Here is an 18,792-nt window from a genome sequence, read left to right as displayed (position 1 = left end):
GGGCGCGGGCGGGGCGGTGACCCCGACCTCACCGAGTCCGACCAGGTCGGCCACCTCGGCCCGGAGCACGTCACGGTCGACCTGGTCAGCCCGGACTACGTGGCGGAGACCGAGTTCTTCGGCGACACGATGACGCCGGAAGGCCACGCGCGGCGGGTCGCCGCCACCCCGGTCGGTCGGGCCGGTGAGCCGGCCGAGGTGGCCGAGGCGGTGCGCTACCTCGCGAGCCCCGCGGCCGGCTACGTCATCGGCCAGGTGCTCGGCATCAACGGCGGGTACGTGCTCGGCCGCTGACCGTGGACCCCACGGCGGGGGAGGTGAAGCGGCCCCCCGTGTGGCCGCGCCGCCTCCCCCTGCCGCGATCGGTCAGCCGTTCAGCAGCTCGTACGCCGCCGTCGGAGCGTCCTGCGCCGCGCTACCCGCCGGGGCGGTGACCTTCGGCGCGCTGCCGTAGTCGCGGTACTGCACCAGGTACTCGTACGCCTTCTGCGCGCCCGCGGCCGGCACCCTCATCGTGAACGACGCGAGGTTGCCGTCGGGGCCGACCTGCGCGGTGAACGGCACCGCTGCGGCCTTCGCGCCCAGCGCGGCCATCTCCTCCTCCGCCAGCACCTTGGCGGCCTCACCCGAGGTGAGGTCGATCGTGCCGGCGTACCGGCCGCCGGCCTGCTCCTCGACCTTCGTCGCCGCCTCGATCAGCGGGCCGGCGTTGCCCACGTCCGCGCCCTCGTAGACGGGGGCGCTCTCGGCGTCGGCGATCCGCTCCCGATCCAGCCGCAGCCACCGGTCCGGCAGCTTTGGGAAGCCGGTGAGGCCCTTCGTGTTGCTGAACTTCACCTTCATCCAGGTCTGCTCGGTGACGATCCGGAACGAGATCGTCGTCGTGAAGCCCAAGTCGGCGTCCTTGACCGCGGTGCTGATCTCGGTGCCCTTCCCGGCCGGGTCGACCAGACCGGAGATCGTGCTGGACGAGTCCTTCCCGGAGAAGCGGAAGGTGCCTTCCGTGCCGTCGGGCACGGCGGCGAGCAGCGCCTCCTTGGCAGTGGGCGCGGCGCTGGAGGCATCAGGTTCGGCCGCCCGGTCCGCGCCGGGTACGCATCCGGCGCTGAGGGCGGCCACCGCCAGGGCGGCGCTGGCGACGGCAGCCCGGCGGGGGAGTCCGGCGGTACGGGTGCGCTGTGTCATCGCGGTTCTCTTTCTCGCAGTTCCGGCGGTTGCCGATGATGATCCTGGGGGCCGCCACTGCCGGACTGCTGCCGTTATGCTGCCGACGGGCTGCCGGTGCTGCGGTCCGGCTGTCGTGCGGCTGCCGCCGACGCGCGTTGGGGGTCGTCAGGAGCGGGAATTCGCATGTCAGGAACGCTGCGCTTTGAGGTTCTCGGCCCTCAGCGAGCCTGGTACGGCGACCGGGAACTCGACGCCGGCCCCGGCAAGCAGCGCGCTGTGCTGGCGGTCCTGCTGCTGTCGCCGGGTCGACCGGTGCCCACGGGTCAGATCGTCGAGGCCGTCTGGCCGGAGGATTCACCCGCGAACGGGCCGAACGTCGTGCAGAAGTACGTCGCCGGCCTGCGCCGGGTGTTGGAGCCGGACCGTTCCCCACGTACGCCGGGCCAGGTGCTGACCCTCACCGACGCGGGCTACCTGCTGCGGGTACCACCGGCGTCGGTCGACGCCGTGGTGTTCGAGCGCGAGGTGCACCGGGCCCAGCGGTTGCGCGCTGAGGGTCGAGTGACCGACGCGGTCCTCGGGCCGGCGCTGGAGTCCTGGCGCGGTGAACCGTTCACCGGGCTGCCCGGCCCGCTCTTCGATTCGGCCCGGCACCGACTGGTGGAGCTGCGCGCCGCCGCGCTGGAGACGCGCGCCGAGATCGAACTCGACCTCGGCCGACACCGGGAGATGGTCGGCGAGCTGGTGGAGTTGACGGCCGAGTTCCCGCTGCGCGGAAGGCTGCGGCACCAGCTCATGCTGGCCCTGCATCGCAGCGGCAGGCAGGCCGAAGCACTCGCCGTCTACCGGGAGCACGCGGACCTGCTCCGCGAGGAGTTCGGCATCGAGCCCGACGACGCGCTCCAGAGGCTGCACCGACGCATCCTCCGCTCCGATCCGACCCTCATGCCGGCCGCGGGACCGGCAGCGGTTCCCACCGCACCGGCCGCTCCCGAATCGCCCTCACCCGCGCCCGTCGCCTCGTCGGCGGCGCAAGCGCCGTCACCGGCGGCGCCCGTCGCCGCATCGCCCGGCCCGGCCGGGTCACCGTCACCGGCGGCGCCTGGCCCGGCGCTGCCCGCGGTACCGGTCGACCTGCCGTCCGGGCCGCAGGCCGCAGCGGCGCCCGACGTGCCGTCCGTTGGCGGAACATCCTTCCCGACGTACGTCCCGCCACCGCCCGTGCCCTCGTCGTTCGCGGTGCCGACGCCGGCGCAGAACAGGGCGCGACCGGGGGGCACGACGCCCCGCTGGGTCAGCGCCACCGCCACGGTCGCGGGCACTCTCCTGGTCCTGCTCTCCTTCGGGTGCCTCACCTGGCTGGTGGTCCTGGCGTACGCGGCGTGGCGGCGCAGCTGGCGTCTCGCGCTCGCCGGCCTCGGCTACCTGGCGCTGGTCGTCGTCGAGATCTCCCTGCTCGACATCGAGAACCCCGAGGCCGAGCCGCCGATGACCACGGCGACTCTCTTCATAGGGTTGGCAGCGGTCAGTCTCTTCGTCGGAGCGGCGCACGTGGTCGTCCTCAACCGTGGGGTCTGGGCGACGCTCACCGGCGGTCGGGGCAGCGCCAGGAGCCGCGCCGAGGAGGAACGGCGGATCCGACGAGAACACTCCCGGTACCTGCTCTACCACTACCCGGCGGCGCGGGCGGAGCTGCGCATCGGTCGTCCCGACCTGCCCCGGACCTTCGACGACGGTGGCCTGATCGACGTCAACGCCGTACCCGAGCAGATCCTCGCCGGGCTGCCCGGCCTGACCGTCGAGCAGTGCCGGCACCTGGCCGTGGACCGTTGGCTGCGGGGCCCGTACGTCTCGATCGAGGAGTTCGCGGGCCGCTGCATGCTCCCGCCCCAGGTCACCGAGCCCCTCCGCGACCTGCTCGTCTTCCTGCCACCGATCACGGTGCCCAGCTCGGACCCGGCGCGCCCGCCCGGCTCGTGACCAGCGCCTCCGGCGCCGAGCCGTGGCGCTGTCGGGCTTCGCTGGTAGAAATGCCGGATGAGCCAGGATCGAGCGGCGGTGCGGGAGCGGGCCGAGGCGGTGCTTCGGCGGTTGGCCGGCGACCACGCCCGGCTCCGCGAGGACCAGTGGCGGGCCATCGAGGCGCTGGTGGTCGACAGGCGCCGGGTGCTCTGCGTCCAGCGCACCGGCTGGGGCAAGTCGGCGGTCTACTTCGTGGCGACCGCCCTGCTGCGCGAGCGTGACCGGGCGACGGGCGCCGTCGGCCCCCGCGTCCCGGGCGACGTCGTCGGCCCGACGGTGATCGTGTCGCCGCTGCTGGCGCTGATGCGCAACCAGGTGGAGGCGGCGGCGCGGGCCGGGATCCGAGCCCGCACCATCAACTCCGCCAACCTGGACGAGTGGGGCGAGATCACCACCGAGATCCACGCGGGCGCCGTGGACGTGCTGCTGATCAGCCCCGAGCGGCTCAACAACCCCGACTTCCGTGACGGGGTGCTGCCGAAGCTGGCCGCCACCACGGGTCTGCTGGTGGTGGACGAGGCGCACTGCGTCTCCGACTGGGGGCACGACTTCCGGCCTGACTACCGCCGGCTGCGGACCTTCCTCGGCGACCTGCCACCGGGCACGCCGGTGCTGGCCACCACCGCGACCGCCAACGCGCGGGTCACCACCGACGTCGCCGAGCAGCTCAGCACGGGTGACGGCAGCGACGCCCTGGTGCTGCGCGGCACGCTCGACCGGGAGTCGCTGCGTCTGGGCGTCCTCGACCTGCCCGACCCGGCGCACCGGCTGGCCTGGCTCGCCGACCACCTCGACCGGCTGCCCGGCTCGGGCATCGTCTACACGTTGACCGTGGCGGCGGCGGGCGAGGCGGCCGAGTTCCTGCGCTCCCGCGGCTACCCGGTCGCCTCGTACACCGGGCAGTCCGACGACGCGGACCGTCGCGCCGCGGAGCAGGACCTGCTCGACAACAAGATCAAGGCGTTGATCGCCACGAGCGCGCTGGGCATGGGCTTCGACAAGCCCGACCTCGGCTTCGTGGTGCACCTCGGCGCACCCCCCTCGCCGATCGCGTACTACCAGCAGGTGGGTCGGGCCGGCCGGGCCGTGGAGCACGCCGAGGTGCTGCTGCTCCCCGGCGCGGAGGACGCGGCCATCTGGCGCTACTTCGCCTCGCTCGCCTTCCCGCCGGAAGAGCAGGTACGGGCCGTGCTGGCCGCCCTGCACACCGACCGGCCGCTCTCCACCCAGGCCCTGGAGCCGCTGGTCGACCTGCGCCGGGCGCGGCTGGAGCTGATGCTCAAGGTGCTCGACGTGGACGGCGCGGTCCGCCGGGTTCGCGGCGGTTGGCTCGCCACCGGCGAGCCCTGGGTCTACGACGAGGCCCGGTTGCGGCGCGTCGCCGCCGCCCGCACCGCCGAGCAGCAGGCCATGCGGGAGTACGCGACCACGCCCGGCTGCCGGATGCGCTACCTGCGCGAGTGCCTGGACGATTCCGAGGCGGCCGACTGCGGCCGGTGCGACCGCTGCGCCGATCCGCTGTTCGGCACGGAGGTCTCGCCGGCCGCGCTGAGCGCCGCACAGACGTTCCTCGGCCGGCCGGGGGTGGAGGTCCCGCCGAAGAAGCTCTGGCCCACCGGGCTGGACGCGGTCGGCGTACCGCTCAAGGGGCGGATCGCGCCCGCGGAGCAGGCGCTGGCGGGTCGGGCCGTGGGCCGCCTCTCCGACCTCGGCTGGGGTGGCCGGCTACGTGAGCTGGTCGGCCCGGAGGCGGCCGACGTCCCGGTCCCGGACGACGTGACATCCGCCGTGGTCGAGGTGCTCAAAGCGTGGGCGCACGGTGACGATCCGTGGCCACGCCGCCCGGTCGCCGTGGTCGCGGCGGGTTCCCGGAGCCGGGCCCGGCTGGTCGGCTCGCTCGCCGAGCGGGTCGCCACGGTCGGCCGGCTACCGCTGCTCGGCCAGCTGCCACCGGCCGTGTCGCCGGCCGGCGCGGCCCGGGGCAACAGCGCCCAGCGGGTACGCGCGCTGCACGACGCCTTCACCGTCCCCGACGACGTCGCCGCCGCGCTCGCCGCCCTGGACGGGCCGGTGCTGCTCATCGACGATCTGATCGACTCGGGCTGGACCATGACGCTGCTCGCGCGGGCGCTGCGGCGCGCCGGGGCCCCGGACGTGCTGCCGCTCGCCCTGGCGGTCGCCGGCTGACCTCCCGGGCGCGTGGGAAAGTTCCCGGGGACACGAAGGTGCGACGGTCACCACGCCGCCGGAACACCGGCCGGTCACGGTCCCGCTCAGCGGTACCGTGGGCGCCATGGATGAGCAGGCTGCCACGCGTACGTACGCCGTCACCGGCATGACCTGCGAGCACTGCGTACGGGCGGTGACCGACGAGCTCGCGGCGTTGCCCGGCGTCCGCGAGGTCCGGGTAGACCTCGCCGCCGCCACCGCGACCGTCACCAGCGCCGAGCCGCTCTCCGACGAGTCGGTACGCGCAGCCGTCGACGAGGCCGGCTACGAGCTGGGTTCCGGTGCCTGACCGGGTCTCCGCGGCTCCCGACCGCGGCACCCTCCGGCTGGCGCTGGCGGTCGGCGGGTTGGTGCTCGCCGTCCTGCTCGGCTTCGGTCTGGGCCGGCTCAACTCCGGCAGCGCCCCCACGGCGGTGGGCCTGGAGACCGTCGACCACACGCACCCGCCCAGCACCGCCCCGCACGACCACGGCGCCGTCGCCGGGGCGGACCAGGCAATGGACGCCGACGCCGGCGGCCTGGCGGTCAGCGTGGCCGGGTACACGCTCGCCCCGCTCGCCACCGGGTTCACTCCCGGTCGGGAGGGACTGTTCCGGTTCCAGATCCGGGACGCGCAGCGCGAACCGGTCACCCGCTTCGCGATCGTGCACGACAAGCCGATGCACCTCATCGTGGTCCGCCGTGACCTCAGCGGCTTCCAGCACCTGCACCCGACGATGGCGCCGGACGGCACCTGGTCCGTGCCCCTCACGCTGCCGCAGGCGGGCACCTGGCGGGCGTACGCCGATTTCACCGTCGTGGCCGACGACGGCACGCAGGCGGCGCTGACCCTCGGCGTCGATCTGGCCGTGCCCGGCGGTTACCAGCCGCGCCCGCTGCCGGCCGCCGCCACCTCGACGACGGTCGGCGGGTTCACGGTCGACTACCAGGGCACACCGCAGGCGGGCGCGAGCGTGCCACTGACGTTCCGGATCGCCGCCGACGGCGCCGCCGCGGCCCTGGAGCGCTACCTCGGGGCGTACGGCCACCTGGTGGCGCTGCGCGAGGGGGATCTCGGGTACCTGCACGTGCACCCCGAGCCGCAGCTGGTCGACGGGGCGGTGCGGTTCTGGCTGACCACGCCCGGTCCGGGCCGGTACCGGCTCTTCCTGGATTTCCAGGTCGCCGGCGTGGTGCGTACCGCGGAGTTCACCGTCGTCGTGCCGTGACGCGAGCCGGCGGCGCGGGCTCGGCCCGGACTTCCGGGGACCCGTCGAGGCCGGCGCCGCTCGTCGGCCGATCGTCGCCGGCACCGCCTGTCAGCCCGCTCGGCGTGGTCAGCCGGCCGGGCGTCGTCGCTCCTTCGGCGTGCTCAGCCGGGCAGTCGTCGCTCGTTCGGCGGGCTCAGCCGGCCCGGCGGATCGGGCGGCGCGCCAGGTAGCGAAGCAGGTCGCGGATGTGGTGCTTCTCCTCGAGCGGCACGGCGGGGTCGGCGAGCCGGTCCAGGATCACCCGGACGTCCGCCTCGACCGGGCCCTCCTCGCCGCGGCGGCGAGGGGCCGGGCCGGTGTCCGGCAGGCCGAGAGCGCGGAACGCCGCGGCGACCGGAAGCTCCAGCGCGGCGCAGAAGGACCGCACCTTCGCCAGCTCGGGGTAGTCCTGCCAGTCGCCGGCAAGCCAGCGGAAGACGGTGGAGCGGCCGACGCCGGTGTGGGCGGCCAGCTCAGTGACCGTCCACCCCCGCTCGTCGCGAGCGTCATCGATGGCCCGGCGCACGAAGCGCGCGAAGGCCATCTGCGGTGAAACCTCTGCGGAACGCATCGCTGCGGTTCTTCCCTCTCGAGGTGGAACACCGGATGTCGCGTCCGAGCGTAGTACCGGAGGGCCCCGAAACAATTGACTGACCGCACAAAAGGTCCCGTCGACGGGACCTTTTCTGCCGGGTATCCGGACGAAAGTGGAGAGAGGTGGTGATCGTTGTCCTCGGCCGAGCCGGGGTGGATCTCCGCCGCCAGGGGCCGGGCTAGCGGGCGCCGCCCGGAGCGGACGCCTCCGGGGTCCCCGGACCGTCCTCAGTGGCCAGGAGGGTCTCCAGCCGTGGGGTGACCCGCCACTGATCGACCAGTTCCCGGTAGTCCCGCCGCTGCTCGTCGGTGGGCGGGGCGGTGCTGCGCCGGGCACGGATGAGCAGGTTCCGGGGAGTGTGCCGGGAATCGACGAACTCCACCACCTCGGCGCGGTAGCCGTGCAGCCGGAGCAGCCCGGCCCGCAGCGCGTCGGTGAGCACGTCCGCGAACCGTTCGCGCAGGATGCCCTGCCGGGTCAGCAGCTCGTACGGGGCCGGTGCCGGTCGCGCCCGTAGCTGGGCGGCGACGTCGTGGTGGCAGCACGGCGCGGCGAGCACCCAGCGGGCGTCCCAGCGCACCGCCCGGGCCAGCGCCTCGTCGGTGGCGGTGTCGCAGGCGTGCAGGGCCAGTACCAGGTCCGGCGCCGGGTCGACCACCGCGTCGGCGATCGTGCCGGCCACGAACCGGACCCGGTCGCCCCACCCCATCCGCGCGGCCAGCTCGGTGTTGCGCTGCCGCTGGTCCTCCCGGACGTCGACGCCGACCAGCTCCACGTCGAGCCCGCGCCCCGACAGGTACCGGTACGCGGCGAAGGTCAGGTATGCGTTGCCGCAGCCGAGATCCACCACCCGCAGGGGACCGGTCAGCTCGTCGGGCAGGGTCGCCGCGAGGGCCCGGAGGAAGGCGTCCACCTGGCGGCGCTTCGCCGCCGAGCCGCCGATCTCCGCGAAGATCGGGTCGCCCGGATCCAGCAGGTACTCCTTCGCCCGGTCGTTGCCGGCCGGTTCGGCGGCCGGCCGGGTCGCCCGCGCCCGGTGGACCTGGGCCTCGCCGGACTTGGTGACCCGCAGCTGGAGCGTCGTGTCGGCGGTCTCCACGTGCCAGTTGCCGAAGGGCTCGGCGAGCAGCGCGTCGACCGCCTCGGCCGCGTCCGCGCCCGGGGCGACGTTACGGGTGTAGGGGCGGGCGCCGTCGGAGGTGGCGATCTGCAGCCGGGGTCCCGCCTTCAGGGTCACCGGGCGCAGCTCCGCCCGGACGACCGAGGGGCGCAACCCCCGGCGGCGTCCGGCGGCGACGGCGCGGGCCAGCGCGGGGTCGAGCAGCAGCGCGCGCACCTCGCCCAGCGCGGCGTCCAGCGGTTCAGCCATCCCTCAATCCTCCCCTCACCCCACCTCACCCGCCCCACCGCGCCCGCCCGCAGGGAGCTCGTTCACGCAACGAGTGGCTGTTCCGTGTCGGACAGCGACTCGTTCCGTGACGGCGTGCCCGGGACCGCAACCCGGAGGTGGGGGTGGAGACGGGACGTCCCCCGGCCCGGTGGGCGGGGGACGTCCGTGGTGCGTTCTGGCGTGTCAGTCGGCCGTGGTCGCCTCGGCGGTGGCGGCTCCGGCGGGGCTGCCACCGGGGCGTCGACGCCGTCGACGGCGCGGCTTCGGCGCCGGCGACGCCTCGCCCTCCGCGCCGGAGGAGACCGGCTCGGCGGTGCCGCCGTCGCTGATCACCGCGGTCGTCTCGCCGTCCGTGACCACCTCGCCGGCCCGGCGGCGGCGCCGCCGGCGTGGGTTCTTCGCCTCCGCGGCGTCACTCTCGACGGGCGCGGCCGCGTCCGGCCCCGCCGACCCGTCGCCGCCGCGGCGGCGGCCGGCGGTACGACGACCACGGCTGCCCTCACCGCGGCGGGCCCGGCCACCGCCGAGGTCCTCCTCGACCTCGGCCGAGAGCCCGGCCCGGGTCCGCTCGGCGGTCGGCAGGGTGCCGCTCACCTCGGGAGAGATGTGCAGGTCGGTGTAGAGGTGCGGCGACGTGTGGTACGTCTCCGGCGGTTCCGGCATGTCGAGCCCGAGCGTCTTGTCGATGATCCGCCAGCGCGGCATGTCGTCCCAGTCGACGAAGGTCACCGCGACGCCGCTCGCCCCGGCGCGGCCGGTACGACCGATCCGGTGGGTGTACGTGTCCTGGTCCTCGGGGCAGTCGTAGTTGATGACGTGGGTGACGCCGCTCACGTCGATGCCCCGGGCGGCCACGTCGGTGGCGACCAGAGTGTCGATCTTGCCGGCCCGGAACGCCCGGAGCGCCCGCTCGCGCGCACCCTGGCCGAGGTCACCGTGCACGGCGGCCACCGCGAAGCCGCGGAAGTCGAGGTCCTCGGCGACCCGGTCGGCGGCCCGCTTCGTCCGAGTGAAGATCATCGTGAGCCCGCGCGACTCCGCCTGGAGGATCCGCGCCACGATCTCGACCTTGTTGAGGGAGTGGGTGCGGTAGACCAGCTGCTCGGTCTGCGGTGACGGTCCGGTCTCGGCGGTGTGCCCGGCGTGGATGGTCACGGGGTGGCGCAGGAAGCGTCGGGAGAGCGTGACGATCGGATCCGGCATGGTGGCCGAGAAGAGCATCGTCTGCCGGTCCTCGGGGAGCATCGCCAGGATCTTCTCGACGTCGTCGAGGAAACCGAGGTCGAGCATCCGGTCGGCCTCGTCGAGCACCAGCGCGCGTACCCGGTCCAGCCGGAGGTGCTTCTGCTTGGCCAGGTCCAGCAGGCGGCCGGGCGTGCCGACGAGGATCTCGACGCCCTTGCGCAGCGTCTCGATCTGCGGCTCGTACGCCACGCCGCCGTAGATCGGCAGGACCCGGACGCCCCGGGTGCTGCCCGCCATGGCGAGATCCTTGGCGACCTGGAGACCCAGCTCACGGGTGGGGACCACGACCAGCGCCTGCGGCATGCCGTCGCCGCCCTCGCCCGGCGCGAAGACCCGCTCGAGGAGCGGGACGCCGAAGCCGAGGGTCTTGCCGGTGCCGGTGGGCGCCTGGCCGATCAGGTCGGTGCCGCGCATCGCGATCGGCAGCGCGTACTGCTGGATGGCGAAGGCGTGGGTGATGCCGGCCGTGGCCAGCGCGTCGACGGTCTCCTGACGCGCGCCCAGCTCGGCGAAGGTCGGTGCTTCCGGTCGGGCCGGTGTGGTGGGGGCCGTGTTCTGGCCCCCCGTGCTGTCCTGCGTGAATTCGCTCATCTGGATGTGGGGGTGCCCTCTCGTGGGTGCGCCCCGTCATCTCCGCAGGGCGCGTTCGGTCTGGCGCGGGCCACACGGTCGGGGGCAGATCGCCGAGCCGGACCGGGCCGCACGCGCGCCGGGGGGCCTGAGTGAGATCAGATCGGCGCCCACGGCAACTGTTCCATACTACCTGAACCGGCAGGGTGGCGTCCTGATTCCGGGTCTCGGTCGATCCACCGGGTGGATGATCTGTGGTCGAGCTCACATCCGGGCGTCCCGGTCACCCCGCCCGGGCGGCCGCCCCGCGGGGCCGCGCGTCGGCTCTTCCGGGCGGTAACCTGCGCTGGTGTCCGCCCCGACCGCGCCCGCGTCCGCCGTCGCCGACCTGCTCGGTCTGGTCGCCCTCGGCGAGCTGCTCGCCTTCGAACGGATGGCCGGCGACGCGCGGCTCGCCCCCGACCTGCGTCGCCGGGCCGCGCTGGGCGAGATGGCCGCGGCGGAGGTCGCCAACTACCGGCGCCTCGCCGACCGGCTCACGGCACTCGGGGTGGCGCCGCAGGACGCCATGGCGCCGTACGTGGAGGCGGTGCAGGCGTACCACGACTCGACCGAGCCGCGGGACTGGGCGGAGGCGGTGACCAAGGCGTACGTCGGTGACGCGATCACCGACGACTTCATCCGGGAGGCCGCGGCCGCGCTGGACGAGCCGGACCGGCAACTCGTGCTCGACGTGCTGCACGAGTCCGGGTACGCCGAGTTCGCCGCCGCGGAGATCCGGATCGCGATCGACGCCGAACCGCGGGTGGCACACCGGCTCTCGATGTGGGCCCGGCGGCTGGTCGGTGAGGCGTTGTCCCAGGCCAGCCGGGTCGCCGCCGCCGACCGGGGCGCGCTCACCGCGCTGATCGCGCAGGGGGAGCGGCTGAACGTCGAGGCGCTGCTCCGGCGACTGACCGCCGCGCACGCCGAGCGGATGACCGCCGCCGGCCTGAACAACTGAGCCCCGGGCCGGGTGGCCCGGGGCTCACGGTTCCGGTGCCCGCGACGGGCGGGCCGCCGCGGACGCCATCTGCGCCTAGCGGACGGTGAACCCGACCGCTCGGGGGGACGCCTCGGCGATCTCGACGTAGGCGACCTTGTCGACCGGCACGATCACGCGCCGGCCCTTCTCGTCGGTCAGGGACAGCGTGCCGCCGTTCTTGGCGATGGCGTCGGTCACGATCTGCTCGATCTCGGCCGGCGCCTGCGCGCTCTCCAGAACCAGCTCGCGCGGCGCGTACTGCACGCCGATCTTGACCTCCACGATGCCTCCTCAACTGGGGCGAAAGAGCCGCCGTGGGAAGGCTATCCGATCTCGGCCGTGGCGGTCAGGCTGACTCACCCTGCCGCCGCTCGGCGGCGGGATCCGACCGGTCAGGCCGACTCGTCCTTGAGCGGGAAGCTCGCGATTCCCCGCCAGGAGAGCGCGGCCACCAGCGCCTCGGCCTCCGCCTTCGGCACCTGCCGGCCGCCGGCCAGCCAGAACTGCGCCGCGGTCTCGGCCGCGCCGACCAGGCCGGACGCGAGCAGTTCGGCGTGCGCACGGCTCACCCCGGTGTCGGAGATGATCGTGTCGGTGATCGCCGCGATGCAGCCCTGCTCGACCCGTTCGACGCGCTGCCGCACCGCCGGGTCGTTACGCAGGTCCGACTCGAAGACCAGACGGAACGCCTCGCTCTCGTGGTCGACGAAGTCGAAGTACGCACGCACGGAGGCGCCGACCCGCTCCTTGTTGTCGTCGGTGCTCCGCATCGCCTCCTGCACCTTGGCCACGATCGCGTCGCAGTGCGTGTCCAGCAGCGCCAGGTACAGCTCCATCTTGCCGGGGAAGTGCTGGTAGAGCACCGGCTTGGAGACCCCTGCCCGCTCGGCGATGTCGTCCATGGCGGCGGCGTGGTACCCCTGGGCGACGAACACCTCCTGGGCCGCGGCGAGCAGCTGCTTACGGCGCGCCGAGCGCGGCAGCCGGGTGGGCCGGCCGGCGGTCTGCGCACCGTTCCCCACAGCGGTCATGGGAACCTCCGAGTTTCTCCGTACGGGCCGGCATGATTACCCCGAACCGGTCGGGCTCGATCAACCGTCGCGGAATTGGCCCGCCGCTGTAACTTATCGCCACTGTCACCACACGGTAGCCTCAGCGGGGGCGACCAAGGAGCGCGCGGTGAGTGAAGCAGGTCAACCCGGTGCCGCCACCCCGGGAGAGCACGGTGACGGATCGGGGCAGCAGGATCCCTCCCGCTCCACCGGCGGATGGGCGCCTCCGGCGGCCGCCTGGCACGCCTCCGGCGAACCGGGCGCGTCCGGCGAGCCGGCGCGCTGGGCACCCGATCCGTCCACCGGTTGGGCCGCCTCCTCGCCGCGCCACGGCGACCTGCCGGCGCCGGTCGCCGGCCTCACCGGCGACGCCGAGCCCCCGGCGCGGGTGAACGGGCACCATGCCAACGGGGTGTCCTACTCGCCCGACGAGGCGTCCGCGAGCCGGCGGGCGCCGGTGAGCGCCCCGCCCGTCGACGAGGACCGCCGCGATCCCGGCAGTGAGCGCCTGGTGGTGCCCGCCCAGCGTCCGGCACCGGCGGCCGAGCAGGCGTACGGCCCGACCGAACCGGAGCCGGGCCCCGCCCGGCACGGCTCCGAGGAGCCACCGGTGACCCGGCCCCGGTGGACCGAGCCGGGACTGCCGACGTCGGCGCCGCCGGCCGTCCAGGTCCCGCCGGTCGGCACGGCCCCGTCCGGCTTCGAGGTGCCGCCGGGCTTCCAGGCGCCCACCGTCGACGCGTCGACCGACGAGCGGCAGGCCGATCAGCACGGCTGGGCCGACGGGTACCCGACCGCAGCCGAGCCGGGCCCCGCCCAGTCGTGGGCGCCCGCCGAGCCGCCGGCCGGCGAGCCCGACTGGTCCGGTCCCAGCTGGAACCGGCCGAGCTGGGGATCGGCCTGGGCGCCGTCCTGGTCGCGGCAGGATGAGGAGCCGGCTCGCCGGCGTGCCCGGGAGGGCGACGAGGCGGCCGGCGAGGCCGAGCCGCCGTCGGGCCACCTGTCGGCCGGGCCCGGCGAGCCGGTCGGCCGCCGCGGCAGGGAGGACGACGAGTCGGTCGGCCGCCGCCCGAGCGGGCCCGCCGCGCCAACCGGACACCTGGATCGTGAGCTCGACGAGCCGGTTCCGCGCCAGGAAGCCGCCGCGCGGCAGGGCCACGAGGCCGACGGGCCGGGCGGGCGGCGGGCGCGCGGGCAGAACGCGCCGGCCTGGGCGGCGGAGCAGCATCGGCCGTACGAGCCGGTCCGGATGGAGCCGAGCCGCCCCTCCGAGGCGGTCCCCGGGGAACCGTCCCACCCGTACGACGCGACCTCCGAGACCGGCCACTCCGCCGAGGCGGACCGTCCTGCCTGGGCGGCGGAGCACAGGCCGCCCGCGCCGGCCGCCGCGCCGCCGCAGGAGCCGACCTCGACCCCGGCGGAGCGGCCGGCCTGGGCCGCCGAGCGACGAGTGCCCGGGTCCGAGCCGTCCGGCTCACCGGCGACGCCGGAGCGGCCGGGCTGGGCCGCCGGGTCCGAGGCGACGAGCCCGCCATCGGCGACGCCGGAGCGGCCGGCCTGGGCCGCCGGGTCCGAGGCGACGAGCCCGCCACCGGGGGCGCCGACCGGCGCGCCGCCGGTGGCACCCGCCGGCCCGCCATCCGGTCCGGCCGCTGCCGGCCGGCCCGCCTGGGCGGGCGGATCGGGGGAGCCCGCGCCCGACCGGCCGTCCTGGGCCGCGACCCGCCCGACGAGCGTCCCGCCGGTCGTCCGCGAGGCGAGCCCCGCGGACCGCCCCGAGCCGACTCCGCGCCGCGCCGCCGAGGCCTTCCGCCGCCGCCCGGTCGACGCGGACGCGGCGAACCGGACGGCGCCGGAGTCCCCGACCGCCGGCCGCCACGTCCCCGACCCGACGCCGGGCGTGACCCGTGACGCCCAGGTCCCGACCGGTCCCGCCGCCTCCGCCACGAGCGGAGCCGGTCGCCACGACCACGCCCCCGCCACGCCCGCTCCGGCGGGCGCGCCTGGATACGCGGCCCGCCGATCCGCGCCCGACCCGGTGCCCACGGCCGACCAGTCCGTCGGCCGGCGACCGGACCCGACGTCGGCGGTGCTGCCGCAGCGCGTCCCCGCCGAGCCGGACGTGCCCGTCGTGCCGGAGCCGCCAGCCGTGGAACCACCCGCCGAGACGCCGCAACTCGCCCGCATCGCCACCCACCTGCGTCGTGACGACGAGCCCGCGGCGCCGCAGGAACGGCCCGAGGGATTCGACGTCAACGCGATCCTCGGCGCGGTACGGGAAGTGGCGGGGGTCCGCGACGCGTCACTGCGGCGTACCCCGGCGGGTGCGCACAGCCTCCGCCTCGATCTGGCCGACGGCGCGGACCCGGCCGAGGTGAGCCGGCAGGTCGCCCGCCTGCTCCAGGAGCGGATGGGGCTCGCCGCCGCACCGCAGAACGTGCCGGGCCTGCCGGCCGCGCCCCCGACGCCGGTCCGCCGCCGCAAGGCCGTACGCGACCCGGAGCCCGCGCAGTCCGCCGGTGCCGCCCGCGAGGTCCGCGAGGACCGGCCCGCCGGGACCGAGGCGGGGGCGGCCGGAGAGGCTCCCGGCCGGCCCTCGCGTTCCGAGCCGGAGCCGCCCCGCCGGCGCCGTCCGCCCGGGCCGCAGCGGGGTCGGGCGACGGTGGACGAGGCGCTCTCCGGCGCGGCCACCGGAAGCCCGGTGAACCTCGGGGCCTCGTACTCGGGCGCGCAGCTGACCACCACGGAGAGCGGGCCGTCGCGTCCGCTGGACACCGGCGGCGTCCCCGGCCCGCGGGTGGTGATCGACCACGTACAGGTGAGCACGTTCGGCCTCGACGCCAACGTGGAGGTGCGGCTCGTCGCCGCCGGCGAGACCGCCGCCGGATACGCCACGGGGCCGGCCGTCGACGGCTACGTCCTGCGGCTCTGCGGGGTGGCCGCGGCGGCGGCCGTGGACGAGCTGCTGCGCCGCCCGGCCCGCGCCGAGGGCGGGCGGTGCTTCGTCGAGCACGCCGCCGTCGTGCCGTTCGGCAACTGCGAGGTGGCCACCGTGGTGGTGCTGCTGGTCTGCGACGGCTGGGTCGAGCAGCTGGCCGGGTCGGCGCTCGTCGCGGGTGACCCGCGGCAGGCGGTCGTCCGGGCCACCCTGGCCGCGGTGAACCGTCGACTCGAGGCGCTGCTGGCCTGACCGGCCGGCAAGCCCGGCCGGGCCGGGCCCGAGGGTGGCCGGCTCCCGGCGACGCGCTGCCGACCGGGCCGTTCGGGGGCAGACTGAGGCGATGAAGCGCGCCACCCTCTGCCCGGAGCGCCTGCTCCCGGAGCACGGGGTTCCGCCACCGTGGCCGGGCCGGGAGGTCCGGCTCGACGGCATGGTCAGCTACGTCCGGGAGACCCCGGCGACCGCCCCCGGCGCGGAGCCGGCCCTGTACGTGCACGGCCTGGGCGGCTCCTCGCAGAACTGGACCGACCTGGCCGGGCTGCTCGCCGGCCGGCTGGCGGGCCAGGCGATCGACCTGCCCGGCTTCGGACGCAGTGAGCCCGGCCTCCGCTACACGGTGCCGGCGTTCGCCGCGCGGCTGGTCCGCTACCTCGAGCACTCCGACCGGGGGCCGGTGCACCTCTTCGGCAACTCGCTCGGTGGCGCGATCACCGTGCAGGTCGCCGCGCTCCGCCCCGACCTGGTACGCACCCTCACCCTGATCTCCCCGGCTCTGCCCTTCCTCAACTTCCGCCGCTCGTTGCAGGGCCGGTTGCTGCCGCTGCTCGCCCTGCCCCAGGCGGAGCGGTTGGCCGCCCGGCGGCTGACCGAGCTGGCGCCCGAGGCGATGGTCGAGAAGCTGCTGGAGGCGTGCGTGGCCGACCTCAGCCGGATCTGCGAGCAGCGCCGGCGGGAGGCGTTGGAGGAGATCCGGGTGCGCTACGAGGCCGAGCACTACGCGGCCGCGTACGTCCGGACGTTCCGCGGGCTCGTCTCCAGCTTCCTGCGGTCGTACCTGCCCGGACCGGGGTCGCTCTGGCGGCTGGCCCGGTCGGTGCGCGCGCCCACCCTGGTCGTGGGTGGTGGACGGGACCGGCTGGTGGACGTCCGCGTCGCCCCGCAGGCCGCCCGGGCGATTCCGGACAGCCGGCTGCTGATGCTCGGCGGGGTGGGTCACGTGGCGCAGCTCGAGGCGCCCCGGCTGGTCGCCCGGGCGGTGCTGGGACTACTCACCGAAACGGGGGAGGGTGCGGAGCGTCACGATCTGGCACGCTGAGCCGGATGCCCCGCTCCACGCCTCGCCCCACCGGCGACCCGATCGTCCGGCCCGGCGGGCACCCGGCCGCGACGCCGGTGCCTCCGCCGCAGCCGTACGGGGGCGGGGCAGTGCGCGGGCGGCCGGGTGATTTGGGCCGCCGTGGCGTCGCGGTGGCGGGGCGCCGACATCGCCTCGGCCGCCGGTTCCAGCTGATCGCCCAGCTCTCGACGGTGCTGCTCGCGATCGGGGCGGTGGTCACCGTGATTGTGCGGCACCAGGAGGTCACGGCCCGGCCGGTGCCGGCCGGCGTGGCCGAGCCGCCGACGACCGGAGGCCCGCTGCCGTTGCTCGGGTCGTCGCCGGCCACCGCCGCGCCGTCTCCGTCGCCGTCTCCGGTGTTGCGGTTGCCGGGGCCGGTGCCCTCGGCCGGCTCCGGCCGGTTCGGCTACGACGACCGGACCGGGCCGGTACTGGGCCGGGCCGGCCGGGTCCAGCAGTACCGGGTCGCCGTCGAGGCGGGCAGTCGCGAGGAGGCGGACGAGTTCGGCCGGGCCGTGCAGGTCGCGCTCGCCGGGCCGGGCAGCTGGGTCGACAGTGGCCGGCTGCGGCTACGCCAGGTGCCCGGCGGGGCGGATGCCGACTTCACCGTCTACCTGGCGACGGCCCGCACCGCCGGGCGGATGTGCGCGCAGGGCGGGGTGGACATCCGGGTCGGCGGGCTTCCGTACACGTCTTGTCGGGCGCCGGGGAGAGTCGTCATCAACCTCGACCGGTGGCGGCTCTCCGTCCCGCACTTCGTACGGGCGAAGGTGCCGCTGTCGGTGTACCGGCTCTACGTGGTCAATCACGAGGTGGGGCACCAGCTGGGGCACCGCCACGAGCGCTGTCCCGGCAAGGGCAGGCTGGCACCGGTGATGATGCAGCAGACGCTCTTCCTCAACGGCTGCGTGGCCAATCCCTGGCCGTACCGCGACGGCCGCCGTTACGCCGGCCCGCCGCTCTGATGCTCCGCCTTGGAAGCTTGCTCCAAAACGTGTCTTTCACACGTTTTGCCCGATTATAGGCAACGCTGATTCCCCTGGGTATTAGCCTTGAACGCCCGGAAACGAGCGATAGGTCTGGCACGCTGAGGACATGACGCCGTCGTCCCCTTACGACCCGCCTGCCCCCCGACGACGGCGGTTCTCCGCTCTCCTCGGGATCTTCGCGCGACGGCGCGGTGCCGTCCTGCTCGGGCTGGCGCTGCTGCTTCTCGCGACCGCCACCGGAATCGTCGTGAGCAGCGACGACGAGCCGTCGAGGCCCTCGTCGGTGGCCGACCGGCTGCCCGACGGCGGCGGGGTGGGGGCGCATGCCGAGCCGCGGCCGGAGCCGCCCGTCGTCGTTCCCTCGTACGGTCCCGGCCGGTTCGTCGCCGCCGACGGCGGCACGCCCGTCGTCGGCGACGGCGGCCCGCTGCACCGCTACCGCGTGGTCGTGGAGGAGGGGAGCGGCCAGGACGTGGACGCCTTCGCGGCCAGCGTGGACGAGACTCTCGCCGACCCGCGCAGCTGGATCGCCTCGGGCGAGCTACGGGTGCAGCGGGTGGCGGAGGCGGCGGACGCGGACTTCACCGTCTACCTCGCCACCCCGGTCACCTCGGAACGCATGTGCGCCGAGGGTGGCCTCAGTACGGAGGGGTACACCTCCTGCCGGCTGCCCGGGCAGGTCATCATCAACCTGGCCCGCTGGATGGAGGCGGTGCCCGACTACGGCGCGCCGCTCTCGGTCTACCGGACATACGTGATCAACCACGAGATCGGACACGAGTTCGGCGAGGGGCACGAGTCCTGCCCCGCCCCGGGCAGCCCGGCACCGGTCATGCAGCAGCAGACGTACGGGCTGGAGGGCTGTCTCGCCAACGCCTGGCCCTACCTCGACGGCCGTCGCTACGCGGGCGAGATCATCCCGTAGGGCGAGCGCGACGTCGGGCGCGGTGGCGGCGCCATCGACGACGAGGCGTGGCGACCGGCGGTTCTATTCCCCTCCCGA

16 protein-coding genes are annotated in these 18,792 nt (G+C 75.2%); 10 read left to right on the top strand and 6 right to left on the bottom strand.

All coding sequences use genetic code 11. The annotated features are described in order from the left end of the window. Positions 1-294 (top strand): SDR family oxidoreductase (locus E1211_RS05400; RefSeq protein WP_132346007.1); only part of this gene is annotated, 294 nt, incomplete at its 5' end. Between the two features lie 72 nt (positions 295-366). Here the strand turns inward: E1211_RS05400 and E1211_RS05395 are convergent. Beyond that, positions 367-1,185 (bottom strand): hypothetical protein, encoded by an 819-nt coding sequence (locus E1211_RS05395; RefSeq protein WP_132346005.1) that lies wholly within the window; start codon positions 1,183-1,185, stop codon positions 367-369. A 165-nt stretch (positions 1,186-1,350) separates the two neighbouring features. Between E1211_RS05395 and E1211_RS05390 the strand changes: the two genes are divergently transcribed. From E1211_RS05390 to E1211_RS05375, 4 genes are all read left to right on the top strand, one after another. After that, positions 1,351-3,147 (top strand): AfsR/SARP family transcriptional regulator, encoded by a 1,797-nt coding sequence (locus E1211_RS05390; RefSeq protein WP_132346003.1) that lies wholly within the window; start codon positions 1,351-1,353, stop codon positions 3,145-3,147. Between the two features lie 57 nt (positions 3,148-3,204). Then, positions 3,205-5,376, top strand: coding sequence for a RecQ family ATP-dependent DNA helicase (locus tag E1211_RS05385; RefSeq protein ID WP_132346001.1), 2,172 nt, complete (start codon positions 3,205-3,207; stop codon positions 5,374-5,376). A 106-nt stretch (positions 5,377-5,482) separates the two neighbouring features. Next, a complete protein-coding gene (locus E1211_RS05380; RefSeq protein ID WP_132345999.1) occupies positions 5,483-5,707 on the top strand; it encodes a heavy-metal-associated domain-containing protein in 225 nt (74 codons plus the stop codon). After that, positions 5,700-6,626 (top strand): hypothetical protein, encoded by a 927-nt coding sequence (locus tag E1211_RS05375; RefSeq protein ID WP_132345997.1) that lies wholly within the window; start codon positions 5,700-5,702, stop codon positions 6,624-6,626. Before E1211_RS05380 ends, E1211_RS05375 begins: the two co-directional genes overlap by 8 nt. A gap of 175 nt (positions 6,627-6,801) precedes the next feature. Here E1211_RS05375 and E1211_RS05370 read toward each other — a convergent pair whose 3' ends face one another. The 3 genes from E1211_RS05370 to E1211_RS05360 all read right to left on the bottom strand — a co-directional run bounded on the left by E1211_RS05370 (position 6,802) and on the right by E1211_RS05360 (position 10,468). Continuing rightward, positions 6,802-7,218, bottom strand: a complete 417-nt coding sequence (locus E1211_RS05370) for a helix-turn-helix domain-containing protein (RefSeq protein ID WP_132345995.1) — start codon at positions 7,216-7,218, stop codon at positions 6,802-6,804. A 202-nt stretch (positions 7,219-7,420) separates the two neighbouring features. Then, complete coding sequence (locus E1211_RS05365) at positions 7,421-8,611, bottom strand: SAM-dependent methyltransferase (RefSeq protein WP_132345993.1); 1,191 nt, start codon at positions 8,609-8,611, stop codon at positions 7,421-7,423. 204 nt (positions 8,612-8,815) lie between these two features. Further along, positions 8,816-10,468, bottom strand: a complete 1,653-nt coding sequence (locus E1211_RS05360) for a DEAD/DEAH box helicase (RefSeq protein WP_132345991.1) — start codon at positions 10,466-10,468, stop codon at positions 8,816-8,818. A gap of 328 nt (positions 10,469-10,796) precedes the next feature. Here E1211_RS05360 and E1211_RS05355 point away from each other — a divergent pair, with 328 nt between their 5' ends. Continuing rightward, the gene (locus E1211_RS05355) at positions 10,797-11,450 is read left to right on the top strand and encodes a ferritin-like fold-containing protein (RefSeq protein WP_132345989.1); all 654 of its coding nucleotides are present in this window, start codon (positions 10,797-10,799) and stop codon (positions 11,448-11,450) included. A gap of 75 nt (positions 11,451-11,525) precedes the next feature. Here E1211_RS05355 and E1211_RS05350 read toward each other — a convergent pair whose 3' ends face one another. Continuing rightward, complete coding sequence (locus tag E1211_RS05350; RefSeq protein ID WP_120780983.1) at positions 11,526-11,753, bottom strand: DUF3107 domain-containing protein; 228 nt, start codon at positions 11,751-11,753, stop codon at positions 11,526-11,528. Between the two features lie 110 nt (positions 11,754-11,863). Then, positions 11,864-12,502, bottom strand: a complete 639-nt coding sequence (locus E1211_RS05345; RefSeq protein ID WP_120680574.1) for a TetR/AcrR family transcriptional regulator — start codon at positions 12,500-12,502, stop codon at positions 11,864-11,866. A 148-nt stretch (positions 12,503-12,650) separates the two neighbouring features. Here E1211_RS05345 and E1211_RS05340 point away from each other — a divergent pair, with 148 nt between their 5' ends. From E1211_RS05340 to E1211_RS05325, 4 genes are all read left to right on the top strand, one after another. Continuing rightward, on the top strand, positions 12,651-15,713 hold the full coding sequence (locus E1211_RS05340) for a hypothetical protein (protein ID WP_132345987.1): 3,063 nt from the start codon (positions 12,651-12,653) through the stop codon (positions 15,711-15,713). Positions 15,714-15,804: 91 nt separating this feature from the next. Continuing rightward, positions 15,805-16,779 carry an alpha/beta fold hydrolase gene (locus E1211_RS05335; protein WP_132345985.1) on the top strand — a complete coding sequence of 325 codons (975 nt, stop codon included), beginning with the start codon at positions 15,805-15,807 and terminating at the stop codon, positions 16,777-16,779. Between the two features lie 152 nt (positions 16,780-16,931). After that, positions 16,932-17,765 (top strand): DUF3152 domain-containing protein, encoded by an 834-nt coding sequence (locus E1211_RS05330; RefSeq protein ID WP_243709355.1) that lies wholly within the window; start codon positions 16,932-16,934, stop codon positions 17,763-17,765. 130 nt (positions 17,766-17,895) lie between these two features. Then, positions 17,896-18,714: a DUF3152 domain-containing protein gene (locus E1211_RS05325; RefSeq protein ID WP_132345981.1), complete on the top strand. Its 819-nt coding sequence runs from the start codon at positions 17,896-17,898 to the stop codon at positions 18,712-18,714. The last annotated feature ends 78 nt before the right edge of the window (positions 18,715-18,792 follow it).

Origin of the sequence: Micromonospora sp. 15K316, from assembly GCF_004348525.1 — a bacterium.
Classification (GTDB): Bacteria; Actinomycetota; Actinomycetes; order Mycobacteriales; family Micromonosporaceae; genus Micromonospora.
Note: the sequence above shows the minus strand (reverse complement) of the source record. Positions and strands in the feature narration are given on the sequence as shown.

Coding starts and splice junctions, on each gene's coding strand:
- E1211_RS05365 (WP_132345993.1), bottom strand. CDS start 8,611: ATGGCTGAACCGCTGGACGCCGCGCTGGGCGAGGTGCGCGCGCTGCTG.
- E1211_RS05345 (WP_120680574.1), bottom strand. CDS start 12,502: ATGACCGCTGTGGGGAACGGTGCGCAGACCGCCGGCCGGCCCACCCGG.
- E1211_RS05390 (WP_132346003.1), top strand. CDS start 1,351: ATGTCAGGAACGCTGCGCTTTGAGGTTCTCGGCCCTCAGCGAGCCTGG.
- E1211_RS05395 (WP_132346005.1), bottom strand. CDS start 1,185: ATGACACAGCGCACCCGTACCGCCGGACTCCCCCGCCGGGCTGCCGTC.
- E1211_RS05380 (WP_132345999.1), top strand. CDS start 5,483: ATGGATGAGCAGGCTGCCACGCGTACGTACGCCGTCACCGGCATGACC.
- E1211_RS05325 (WP_132345981.1), top strand. CDS start 17,896: ATGACGCCGTCGTCCCCTTACGACCCGCCTGCCCCCCGACGACGGCGG.
- E1211_RS05360 (WP_132345991.1), bottom strand. CDS start 10,468: ATGAGCGAATTCACGCAGGACAGCACGGGGGGCCAGAACACGGCCCCC.
- E1211_RS05370 (WP_132345995.1), bottom strand. CDS start 7,218: ATGCGTTCCGCAGAGGTTTCACCGCAGATGGCCTTCGCGCGCTTCGTG.
- E1211_RS05335 (WP_132345985.1), top strand. CDS start 15,805: ATGAAGCGCGCCACCCTCTGCCCGGAGCGCCTGCTCCCGGAGCACGGG.
- E1211_RS05385 (WP_132346001.1), top strand. CDS start 3,205: ATGAGCCAGGATCGAGCGGCGGTGCGGGAGCGGGCCGAGGCGGTGCTT.